This window comes from Pseudomonas sp. FW305-28 (genome assembly GCF_017351395.1).
Lineage (GTDB): Bacteria > Pseudomonadota > Gammaproteobacteria > Pseudomonadales > Pseudomonadaceae > Aquipseudomonas > Aquipseudomonas fluorescens_AA.
In genome coordinates, this window is the sequence record NZ_JACNDD010000185.1 from 1 (window position 1) to 11933 (window position 11933).

7 protein-coding genes are annotated in these 11933 nt (G+C 58.6%); 6 read left to right on the top strand and 1 reads right to left on the bottom strand.

Going from position 1 to position 11933, the window contains the following annotated elements; translation table 11 throughout:
• Positions 1-203 precede the first annotated feature (203 nt).
• The 3 genes from J4E53_RS27435 (at position 204) to lanM (ending at position 3803) form a co-directional block, all read left to right on the top strand.
• Positions 204-347 (top strand): hypothetical protein, encoded by a 144-nt coding sequence (locus tag J4E53_RS27435; RefSeq protein ID WP_175534988.1) that lies wholly within the window; start codon positions 204-206, stop codon positions 345-347.
• A 153-nt stretch (positions 348-500) separates the two neighbouring features.
• On the top strand, positions 501-659 hold the full coding sequence (locus J4E53_RS27440) for a hypothetical protein (RefSeq protein ID WP_177431746.1): 159 nt from the start codon (positions 501-503) through the stop codon (positions 657-659).
• 81 nt (positions 660-740) lie between these two features.
• Positions 741-3803, top strand: a complete 3063-nt coding sequence (gene lanM, locus J4E53_RS27445) for a type 2 lanthipeptide synthetase LanM (protein WP_103310957.1) — start codon at positions 741-743, stop codon at positions 3801-3803.
• A 110-nt stretch (positions 3804-3913) separates the two neighbouring features.
• On the opposite strand, the gene ettA is transcribed toward lanM, so the two are convergent.
• Positions 3914-5578, bottom strand: a complete 1665-nt coding sequence (gene ettA / locus J4E53_RS27450; RefSeq protein ID WP_018601028.1) for an energy-dependent translational throttle protein EttA — start codon at positions 5576-5578, stop codon at positions 3914-3916.
• 271 nt (positions 5579-5849) lie between these two features.
• On the opposite strand from ettA, the gene J4E53_RS27455 reads away from it, so the two are divergent.
• The 3 genes from J4E53_RS27455 to J4E53_RS27465 all read left to right on the top strand — a co-directional run.
• Complete coding sequence (locus J4E53_RS27455; RefSeq protein WP_060740544.1) at positions 5850-9698, top strand: bifunctional diguanylate cyclase/phosphodiesterase; 3849 nt, start codon at positions 5850-5852, stop codon at positions 9696-9698.
• A 229-nt stretch (positions 9699-9927) separates the two neighbouring features.
• Positions 9928-11181, top strand: coding sequence for a serine hydroxymethyltransferase (gene glyA, locus J4E53_RS27460; RefSeq protein WP_060740543.1), 1254 nt, complete (start codon positions 9928-9930; stop codon positions 11179-11181).
• Positions 11182-11388: 207 nt separating this feature from the next.
• Positions 11389-11933: hypothetical protein (locus tag J4E53_RS27465; protein ID WP_103310959.1), on the top strand; the 545-nt coding region annotated here is incomplete at its 3' end.

The window sequence follows — 11933 nt, forward strand, 5'->3', positions numbered from 1 at the left end:
AGACCTCCCATGATGTTGCCGGTTTCTTTAATCATGATTAAAGCTTCTAACATCAAGACCCGACAACAATCTGTTACTTGCCTGTAGCCATATGTAACTGCAACATGAGGTCATAACAACAAGTTTGCGTTAAATAAGGACCATGCTACTGTTTTTCCCGCACCGTAATCGGCGCACTGTAAAAACAGAAAGGAGATGCACTAATGAGCGAACAAATACTGGCAATGTCAGGTGACTTCGACAGCGACTTCAAGTTCTACCAACAGGTAACTGATCTCGGCTCCGAGTCAGCAGCACTGACCATTGTCGAATGCGGAACCATAAACTGCACCGCTCTTTTATGCTAAATCCTTTCCCATCAAAGTAGACCTGCACAACAGGCCCTTGATACTTCCTAACCCCACCTATACAACAACATCATCAACATCCTACCGTTCGGATGCGCTTACTCGCGCCCAACCGACTGTACTTGATGTTTGATAACTGATGAGGAAAACACTATGAGCGAACAAATCCTGAACATGTCCGGCGATGTCTATGGCGAGTTCGACGCTTACCAAGCCCCCACCAACAACACGGGGTCGATCCTGGCAACGACGATGGAGTGCAACACCTTTGGAACGTGCACCAATCTGGAATGCTCGACACTCGGGTGTTAAGCCCTTCAACTGATCGAAACAGGCAACACCTATAAACATAGAGCAGGCAACGCCTGCTCTATCCATGTCAGGAGCAACGGCATGCTTGTTAACGCTTTGCAGTTGAATCAGCGAGGCCGGTACAGATTCTCTTCCGACGGCGACATCGCCCTTTTTGAAAACAACCTGACCCGCCTGCATGCTGATGATCAGGCCTTGCTGGATCATTTCGGGTTGAACAGGGACCAACTGGCGTCGTATGCCCAGGAGCCCATCAACCACCCGTCCCTGCCTGTCGACGGCGAAACCGTCTTGATGGACCTGAAGAACAAGCTCACTCGGCTTGACAGCATTCACGTCGACACAGAGACCATGAGCGGCAAAGACAATTTTTATTGGTTTGGCTACCGTTTTTTTCTTTATTTCATCGACACGTTCAAGGCGGATGGGCGCTACGCCAAAGCGTCACTGCACATTGATGAAACCGCCCTGTTGGCAAGCCTTGAGCGCTATATCCTGGCCCGAGTCGGACGCACCTCGGAACAAAGCCTGGTCCATTTTCTGAATACGCAAATTGCCGACGGCGACGACCTTGATCTGGACGGATTCAACGAACACCTGCGCACATTGCCGTTGTTGAAATTTTTCGAATCCTATCCCGTACTGGCGACACTGCTGCTGGATTTGCTGGAAGACACTCTCAATTACCTTTATGCGGTCATTCTCGATTTCGCCGACGATGTTGAAGCACTGGAGGCGGAATTCTCGATCCCGTCCCGGAAAATCGAGGCCATCGAGTTCGGCCTGGGTGACCCCCACGGTCGCGGCGAAACGGTCTGCCAGGTTAAGGTCTGCGCGATTTCATTGGTCTACAAGCCACGGGCAAGCCGCGAAGCACTTTTTTTCAATCAACTGCTTGGACAACTACGTGAGTGGACAGGCGCGGATTGCTTTGCCATCCACGCGCCAAGAATCCTCAGCCGTGAGCGCCATAGCTGGATAGAAAAGGTCGACAACACGCCTTGTGCCAACGCAGCGGACGTGGCGCTGTTCTATAAAAAGATGGGCGCACAGATCGCCGTCATTCATGCCCTCAACGGCATCGACTTCCATTACGAGAACATCATTGCGTGTGGCAGCAGCCCTGTCATGATCGATCTTGAGTGCTTGTTCACTGCGTCCACCAGCGACCTGTTACTCGAACTGCCACTCGATAGCGCACTGTCCAACACCTTCAAATTGATCCAGCAGTCGGTGTGCTCCAGCGGCTTCGTACCCTTTTCCCAAAAATCCAATAACGACCAGAGCGGGCTGACTCGGCAAGCGCTATTCATTTCCACCCGCCATACCCTGGTTTTCGAAGATGGCTTTTACCATTTACGTAAAGTCGAGTTCGAACACCTTCTGCAGCAAAAGCATTTGCCGCTTTTGCAGGGTGAACGCAAGGGGCATGAAACGTATAAAGCCGAACTTGTCCACGGCTTTGAATATGCGTATGGCGAACTGCTGACGCATCGGCACACGATCATGCAGATGCTTGAGCAATCCGCAGGCGAATTATCAACCCGCGTATTGCTCAAAAACTCTCAACGTTATGCGGACTTGATCGGCCTGAGCCGTCATCCACGCTTCATGAAAAACATGTTGGACCGGGAGCTTCTGCTTGCAACCCTGTGGAAAGACTTGAAAGAGCCCTATCGAGCAAAGGGCATCCCACGCCATGAAATAGCCGACCTGCAAAGATCCAGCATTCCGTGTTTCACCATGCCGCTCAATTCCAATGCGTTGATGAGCGCCCAAGGTGAAACAATAGACATGACGAAAGTACAACCCCCGATAAAAAGCTGCTTACAGAAAATAGCCAATCTGTCCGCAGCCGACAGGGCATTACAACTCACACTGCTTGAAATGTGTCTGTATCCGGAGTCGAACGGACAGCCGTCATCACGTGCCCCCCTAAAAGCGCCCCAAGCGGATCGACTCGACGCAATACTCGGCATCAGTTCCCGCCTCGAAGCACTCGCGATCAAGGGAACGGCAACGGACGTCAGTTGGTTGGCGTTCCATACGCACCCAACGACTCGTGGAAAATACCCTTCACCCATGGATCATGGGTTGTACTCCGGTATCGCCGGGATTGGGTTGTTTTATCTGAGCCTGTTCAAGGTAAGCGGCAAACCACGCTTACTGTCGCTCCTGGATCAGGTACTGGCTTCACTGGAACAACACTTTGGCTTTTTCAAAGCCGACCTGACCGTCAGTGCCTATCATGGCCTGGGCTCTTATCTCTATCTGCTCATCAATCGTCGCCAAATCACCGGCGATTCACAACACGATGAGAAAATTGCCAGCCTGCTGACCCAACTGATTGATGTACCCCCTGAAGACTACGATTTCGACTTCCTGGGCGGCTGTTGTGGTGCGGTGACGCTGCTGGCCAATATCCATGGGTTATCGGCGCAAGCGGATGTGCGGCCGGCCATTCGGCGCATGATTGCCTACATAAAGGACCAGATACTGATCGAAGAAGGCCAGCTTCTTCGACGCGATGACCGCTCCGTCATTTTAACGGGCCTGTCCCATGGTCTCTCCGGCGTCATCCTGGCCTTGTGCAAAGCCTATGATGTGACCGGCGATGGGGCGTTGGTGCCCTTGGCCATCCAGGTACTGGAGGGTGAAAATCGCTTGAGCCGAGAGGGTTTCTGGCTGGACCTGAGAGACCTGGGCCCTGTCGACCATGCCACCAAGTGGTGTCACGGAGACGGCGGCATCCTCATCGCCAGGCGACAACTCATGAAGTCGATGGGCGAGGTCTTGGACGAAACCACCCGGCAGACGGTGCTCGACGACATCCAGCGTTGCGAGAACAATCTTTGGCAGCACGGCTTGGGCGATGGCTATAACCTGTGCCATGGCGATTTCGGCAATCTGATCTGCCTGTATGACTTGTATCGTCACGCCAATAACCCCGAGGGCATCAGCAGGGTCAAGCAGGCCCTTGGCAAAGTCGCCCGGCAGTTTTTCGCAGGCCCCTTTCTCGACAGCGGTCGGGTTCCCGACGTCAGCCTGCTGACGGGCATTACGGGGGCAGGTTATGCCTTGCTGTATGAGATCGATCCAACGATCCCCAACATACTCTCGCTCGATTTCGCGCTGCAGACGTAGGCTAGAACTGTGGGAGCGAGCTCGCTCGCGATAGCGGTGGATCAGTCAACTTCAATGTCGCTGACCCGCCGCCATCGCGAGCAAGCTCGCTCCCACATTTCCGATCCCTATCAGGCCAGTTTCTTGTGCCGTACACGATGCGGCTGGGCGGCCGCTTCGCCGAGGCGTTTCTTGCGATCGGCTTCGTATTCGGTGTAGTTGCCTTCGAAGAATACCGCTTGGGAGTCGTCTTCGTACGCCAGGATGTGGGTCGCCACACGGTCGAGGAACCACCGATCGTGGGAGATCACAATGGCGGCGCCCGGGAAGTCCAGCAAGGCTTCCTCCAGGGAGCGCAGGGTTTCGACGTCGAGGTCGTTGGACGGTTCGTCGAGCAGCAGGACGTTGCCGCCCTCCTTCAAGGTCAACGCCAGGTGCAAGCGACCGCGCTCACCGCCGGACAGGTCCTTGACGAACTTCTGCTGGTCGCCGCCCTTGAAGTTGAAGCGGCCGACGTAAGTGCGCGATGGGATTTCATAGTTGCCGATGCGGATCTGGTCGGAACCGTCGGAGATCTGCTGGAACACGGTCTTGCTGCCGTCCAGGTCCTCGCGGCTCTGGTCGACGCAAGCCAGTTGCACGGTTTCACCGATTTCGATGCTGCCCGAATCCGGGGTTTCCTTGCCCATCAGCATGCGGAACAACGTGGATTTACCCGCGCCGTTACCACCGATCACACCGACGATGGCACCTTTGGGCATGGAGAACGACAGGTTGTCGATCAGCACGCGGTCGCCATAACCCTTGGTGACGTTCTTGAACTCGATGACCTTGTCACCCAGGCGTGGACCGGCCGGGATGTAGATCTCGTTGGTTTCGCTGCGCTTCTGGAATTCCTGGGACTGCATTTCCTCGAAGCGCTGCAGACGTGCCTTGGATTTGGACTGGCGGGCCTTGGCGCCTTTGCGCACCCACTCCAGTTCTTCCTTCATGGCTTTTTCATGAGCCGACTGCTGCTTGGATTCCTGGGCCAGACGATCGGACTTGGCTTCCAGCCAGCCCGAATAGTTGCCCTCGTACGGAATGCCTGCGCCGCGGTCGAGTTCCAGGATCCAGCCGGCGACATTGTCCAGGAAGTAACGGTCGTGCGTGATCGCAACCACGGTGCCCGGGAAGTCATGCAGGAAGTGTTCGAGCCAGGCGACGGAATCGGCGTCCAAGTGGTTGGTCGGCTCGTCGAGCAGCAGCATGTCCGGGGCCGACAACAGCAGGCGGCACAAGGCCACGCGGCGCTTTTCACCACCGGATAGGTGTTCGACCTTCGCGTCCCAGGCCGGCAGGCGCAGTGCATCGGCGGCAACTTCCAGCTGGCGATCCAGGTTGTGGCCGTCGCTGGCCTGCAGGATCGCTTCGAGCTTGGCCTGTTCGGCGGCCAGCTTGTCGAAGTCGGCATCCGGGTCGGCGTAGGCGGCATAGACCTCGTCGAGGCGCGCCTGGGCGTCCTTGATCACGCTGACCGCTTCCTCGACCACTTCACGCACGGTCTTGCTCGGGTCCAGTTGCGGTTCCTGGGGCAGGTAGCCGATGTTCAGGTCCGGCATCGGACGGGCTTCACCGTCGAATTCGTTATCGACGCCGGCCATGATTTTCAGCAGCGTGGACTTACCCGAGCCGTTGAGACCCAGTACGCCGATCTTGGCCCCGGGGAAGAACGACAATGAAATGTTTTTCAGGATTTCCCGCTTCGGCGGAACAACTTTGCTCAGCCGATGCATGGTGAAGACGTATTGAGCCATGGTGAACCTAGCGTCAGTGACAGGTGAAAAGAACGAGCCAGGCCATGCGCGGCGCCGGCACTTGACGGTCATCAATGCCTGCGGGCGGATAGAGCCTGGGAATCTGGAGCTGGAACGCTCTTGTTTGACCGGCAAAGCTACCTCAACCGTCGGTCAAGGTCCAGCCGCCAGGGGCTGGCACTTTGCCACAAGTCAAGGCATGCTAGCCGCCCTTCGGGCGTCCGGCTTATAGTGCACGTCGCGCCAGTCCAGCAAACTGCAGGATTACAGCTTGTCCAACGTCACTCCGCCCCTGTCCCCTCGCGCACCCGCTGTCGTGCCCGGCTCGCCCCTGCGCGGGACACTGAAGGGCGCGCTGGCCACGCTGGTGCTGCTGTTGCTCGGTTTGCTGTTCTGGCAACTGCTCGACCAACTGCGTGAAACCCAACAGCAACAGCGCCAATACACCATCGACTACACCGCCGATCTCGCCGCGCAAGTCAGCCTGAACATGGCCCTGAACGCGCAAATCGCCCTCAATCTGCTACCGATCGTCGAACAGCCACAAAGTGCCGACGAACAGCAGGCCCTGGTTCGTAAACTCCAGCAATCGTTACCCGAATTGCGCAGCCTGGCACTGCTGAGCCCTTCCGGCCGGGTGCTCAGTGACAGCGACGCCGACAGCCATGACGCCGCCTACCTGGGTGAGCTGGTGCGGCGCAGCCGGGCCCAGGCCCATTATTTCAGCAATGCCGAAGACGGCTCCGTGGTGCATCTGTTGTTGCACCAGGCCAGCGGCAGCAGCCGTGGCTATTGGGCCCTGCGCCTGACCCCGAATTTTTTCGCCACCCTGACCAAGCAAGCCGATGTGGGGCTGCGCCCGCTGTGGCTGGTGGAAAACCGCCTCAACCAGCAGATCGTCAGCCGCGACGAGAGCCTGCCATCGATCAGCCCTACCCACCTGTCGCCGGATGACCTGGAAAATACGGTACTGACCGTGCCCCTGAGCAGCAGCGACTGGCAACTGCGGGGGCTGTTCGACCGGCGCCAGGTGATCGAGCAACTGCTGCCGGCCTTCATCGGCAAGTGCCTGCTGGGCCTGGCGTTCTCGTTGTTGCCGGTGATCGCGCTCTTGAACATGCGCCGGCGCCAGCGGCAGTTGCACGAAGGTCGACGGCGTTACCAGGATATTTTCGAAGGCACCGGCGTGGCCCTGTGCGTGCTGGACCTGTCGGGGCTCAAGGCCTTTTTTGAGCGGGTCGGCCTGCACAATGGCGATCAATTGCGCGCCTGGCTGCGAACCGCTCACCAACTCGAGCAATTGCGCCAGGAAGTCCACGTCACCGAGGTCAACCAGATGGCGTTGAAACTGCTCAACGTCGACTCCTGTGCCCAGGCTTGGCAGTTGCTGGTCGGCAAGGGCACGCCAGACAACAACCCCATCGGCTCGAAACTGCTCGAAGCGCTGCTCGACCAACACAAGCAACTGGAACTGGAAATCAAGCTCCAGGACGCCCATGGCCGCGACCAGCACCTGTGGCTGGTGCTGCGCTTGCCGGAAAAACAGCCCGACTACAACGCGGTCATCCTGAGCATCAGCGACATCACCAGCCGCAAGCTGATCGAACTCTCGCTGCTCGAACGCGAAGGTTTCTGGTCCGACGTGGTGCGCACCGTTCCGGATCATCTCTACGTGCAGGATGTCATCAGCCAGCGGATGATCTTCAGCAACCATCACCTGGGCCAGACCCTGGGGTACGATCGCACCGAACTGCACCAGATGGGCGAATACTTCTGGGAAATCCTGCTGCACAGCGACGACGCCGATCACTACCACAACCTGCGCCTGGAACAACGCCGTGGCGGGTACACGCAGCTGTTGCAATGCCAATTGCGCTTTCGCCATCGCAATGGCAAATGGCGCTGTTTCGATATTCGCGAACAGGCACTGGCCCGTGACCGGCATGACCAGGTGACCCGGATCATCGGCGTGGCCAAGGACGTCACCGAGCAGATCGAGGCCAGCGAATCGCTGCGCGACAGCGAGCAACGCTACCGGATGCTCGCCGAAAGCATCAGCGACGTGATCTTCTCCACCGACAACAAGCTTTCGCTCAACTACGTCAGCCCGTCGGTGCAAGCGGTGCTGGGCTACACCGCCGACTGGATTTTCCAGAACGGCTGGCAATCGATCATCGCCAATCCACAACAACTGACCGGCATCTACAGCCTGATGGACCGCGTCAGCAAGGCCCTGGACAAGCCCGAGCATCTGGCCGAGCTGCGCAACCAGATGCAGACCCAGCTGTTCCTGTTCGACTGCCTGCGCGCCGATGGGCGCAAGATCCCCATCGAGCTGCGACTGGTGCTGGTGTGGGATGAACACGGCGCGTTCGAAGGCGTGCTCGGCGTTGGCCGCGACATCAGCCAGCAGCGTCGCGCCGAAAAAGACCTGCGCATGGCCGCCACGGTCTTCGAGCACTCGACCTCGGCGATCCTGATCACCGACCCGGCCGGCTACATTGTCCAGGCCAACGAAGCCTTCAGTCGCGTCAGCGGTTATGCCGTGTCGCAAGTGCTGGACCAGTTGCCCAACATGCTGACCGTGGACGAGCAACAGGAAGCCCACTTGCGCTACGTGCTCAAGCAGTTGCAACAGCACAGCACCTGGGAAGGCGAAGTCTGGCTCAAGCGCCGCAATGGCGAACACTACCCGGCCTGGGTCGGCATCACCGCCGTGCTGGACGACGAAGGCGACCTGGCCAGCTATGTGTGCTTCTTCAGCGACATCAGCGAACGCAAGGCCAGCGAGCAGCGTATCCATCGCCTGGCCTACTACGACGCCCTGACCCACCTGCCCAACCGCACGCTGTTCCAGGATCGCCTGCACACCGCGCTGCAATCGGCCGAGCGGCAGAAGACCTGGGTGGTGCTGATGTTCCTCGACCTCGATCGCTTCAAGCCGATCAACGACTCCCTGGGCCACGCCGCTGGCGACCGGATGCTCAAGGAAATGGCCACGCGCCTGCTCGGCTGCGTCGCCGACGACGACACTGTGGCGCGCATGGGCGGCGACGAGTTCACCCTGCTGCTGCAACCCCGCGCCAGCCGGGAAACGGCGCTGAACCGGGCAATTGCCGTGGCCGAGCAGATCCTTGCCAGCCTGGTCCGGCCCTTTGTGCTCGAAGGCCGGGAGTTCTTTGTCACCGCCAGTATCGGTATTGCCCTGAGCCCCCAGGATGGCAACGAACTGAGCCAGTTGATGAAGAACGCCGACACGGCCATGTATCACGCCAAGGAGCGTGGCAAGAACAACTTCCAGTTCTACCAGGCCGACATGAACGCCAGCGCCCTGGAACGCCTGGAGCTGGAAAGCGACCTGCGCCACGCCTTGGAGCAGAACGAGTTCGTGCTGTATTACCAGCCGCAGTTCAGCGGCGATGGCAAACGTTTGACCGGCGCCGAAGCCCTGCTGCGCTGGCGCCATCCGCGACGTGGGTTGGTGCCGCCGGGGGATTTCATCCCGGTACTCGAAGAGCTCGGGCTGGTGGTGGACGTCGGCGACTGGGTCATCACCGAAGCCTGCCGGCAACTCAGGACCTGGCACCAGGCCAAGGTCCGGGTACCGAAGGTCTCGGTCAACATTTCGGCCCGGCAGTTCTCCGACGGCCAGTTGGGCACGCGCATCGCCAATATCCTGCGCAGCACCGGCCTGCCCCCGGCCTGCCTGGAGCTGGAACTGACGGAAAGTATCCTGATGCGCGAAGTCAGCGAGGCGATGCAGATCCTCGCCGGGCTGAAAAACCTGGGCCTGAGCATCGCCGTCGATGACTTCGGCACCGGTTATTCATCGCTCAACTACCTCAAGCAATTCCCCATCGACGTGCTGAAGATCGACCGCACCTTCGTCGACGGCCTGCCGTCCGGCGAGCAGGATGCGCAGATCGCCCGGGCAATCATCGCCATGGCCCACAGCCTCAACCTGGCGGTGATCGCCGAGGGCGTCGAGACCCACGAGCAGTTGGATTTCCTGCGCGAGCACGGCTGCGACGAAGTCCAGGGCTACCTGTTCGGCCGGCCGATGCCGGCCAATCGGTTCGAAGCGCAGTTCAGCAATGATGCGTTGTTCATGCTCGACTGAGGCTCTTCGGTGCCTGTAGTGGCCTCATCGCGAGCAAGCTCGCTCCCACAGGGTGATGGGCACGCAGGTCCAAATGTGGGAGCGAGCTTGCTCGCGATGGGGCCCGCCAAGGCTACGCAGAATGTCGCGTGAATCCCATTCGTCCGCGACATGACGCCCTTTCATATGCCTTCCAAAACCGGTTGAGGTAGAATGCCCCCCTTTTCTGCCCCGATCCTTGAGGACCGCCATGTTCAGCCGTGATTTGACTATTGCCAAGTACGACGCCGATCTCTTTGCCGCCATGGAGCAAGAAGCTCAGCGCCAGGAAGAGCACATTGAGCTGATCGCTTCGGAAAACTACACCAGCCCCGCGGTGATGGAAGCTCAAGGCTCGGTACTGACCAACAAGTACGCCGAAGGTTACCCGGGCAAGCGCTACTACGGTGGTTGCGAGTACGTCGACGTGGTCGAGCAACTGGCCATCGACCGCGCCAAGGAACTGTTCGGCGCCGATTACGCCAACGTCCAGCCGCACGCCGGTTCCCAAGCCAACGCCGCCGTGTACCTGGCGCTGCTGTCGGCCGGTGACACCATCCTGGGCATGAGCCTGGCCCACGGCGGTCACCTGACCCACGGCGCCAGCGTTTCCTCCTCCGGCAAGCTGTACAACGCCATCCAGTACGGCATCGACGGCAATGGCCTGATCGACTACGACGAAGTCGAGCGCCTGGCCCTCGAGCACAAGCCGAAAATGATCGTGGCCGGTTTCTCCGCCTACTCGCAGATCCTCGACTTCCCGCGTTTCCGCGCAATCGCCGACAAGGTCGGTGCCTACCTGTTCGTCGACATGGCCCACGTGGCCGGCCTGGTCGCCGCGGGCGTGTACCCGAACCCGGTGCCGTTCGCCGACGTGGTCACCACCACCACCCACAAGACCCTGCGCGGTCCACGTGGCGGCCTGATCCTGGCGCGCGCCAACGCCGACATCGAGAAGAAGCTGAACTCCGCCGTCTTCCCGGGCGCCCAGGGTGGCCCGCTGGAGCACGTGATCGCAGCCAAGGCGATCTGCTTCAAGGAAGCGCTGCAGCCTGAGTTCAAGGCTTACCAGCAACAAGTGGTGAAGAATGCCAAGGCCATGGCCGGCGTGTTCATCGAGCGCGGCTTCGACGTGGTGTCCGGCGGTACTGAAAACCACCTGTTCCTGCTCTCGCTGATCAAGCAGGACATCTCCGGCAAAGACGCGGACGCAGCGCTGGGCAAGGCGTTCATCACCGTGAACAAGAACTCGGTACCCAACGACCCACGCTCCCCGTTCGTCACTTCGGGCCTGCGCTTCGGCACCCCGGCCGTGACCACTCGCGGCTTCAAGGAAGCCGAGTGCAAGGAACTGGCCGGCTGGATCTGCGACATCCTGGCGGACCTGAACAACGAAGCGGTCATCGACGCCGTGCGTGAGAAGGTCAAGGCTATCTGCAAGAAGCTGCCGGTATACGGCGCTTAATCAGCTCGCCCACACGTAGCCAAAAAGGCCCGCATCGAAAGATGCGGGCCTTTTTTATTGGCATGCATAACATATGACCAGACAACTAACGCCAGCCAGCATTTAACGTCCTGCAATATAGGCAGCCCCACAAGCGACTAATAACTCAATAAGATCCAGCTCGCCCCACCCCAAACTTAATCAACCCTTACAGGAGTCAATATTCACATGGACAGTGAACATTCCTTTCATGCAACACTTGATATGTTTAGCGCTCACGTCAACCTACTGGAAAGGCTGCATGGCAAACCCGCGATGGCGACCGTCAGTTCTTTCAGCGGTGGATTTTATACCGGCAAACCCCAGACCCAGGACCACTCACACCTGCTTGGCATGCGCGCCGAAGATCCGAAGACGCGTGGCGAGCCCTTGCGACTGCATTTCCGGCATACGGCGGGTGGCTATCTGCTGACCATGAAAAACGCCGGCGAGCACTACAACAAACTGCTCAGTAAAAGTTGGTTTGAAGTACTTGGCGCACAGGATCCCAATACTCAAAAGCCGACACTTTTTACTCTTATCGACTTTCAGCAGAATGTCCTCACGCCGAAAACCATCAAACCCGGTCACAGCCGTATTTCGCTCATGACAGCCAATAGAAAACATGTGGGGGGATTAAGGCTACGGGGCTCGCCTTATCTCTATCTTGCCGAGACGGAAGAACAGTCAAAGGTGACGTTCATTCTGAGCATCCTCGGAGAAAAATACCCGTA

Excerpts from the sequence above, each read along its gene's own strand:
- glyA (WP_060740543.1), top strand. The coding sequence starts at position 9,928 with ATGTTCAGCCGTGATTTGACTATTGCCAAGTACGACGCCGATCTCTTT.
- J4E53_RS27435 (WP_175534988.1), top strand. The coding sequence starts at position 204 with ATGAGCGAACAAATACTGGCAATGTCAGGTGACTTCGACAGCGACTTC.
- J4E53_RS27440 (WP_177431746.1), top strand. The coding sequence starts at position 501 with ATGAGCGAACAAATCCTGAACATGTCCGGCGATGTCTATGGCGAGTTC.
- lanM (WP_103310957.1), top strand. The coding sequence starts at position 741 with ATGCTTGTTAACGCTTTGCAGTTGAATCAGCGAGGCCGGTACAGATTC.
- ettA (WP_018601028.1), bottom strand. The coding sequence starts at position 5,578 with ATGGCTCAATACGTCTTCACCATGCATCGGCTGAGCAAAGTTGTTCCG.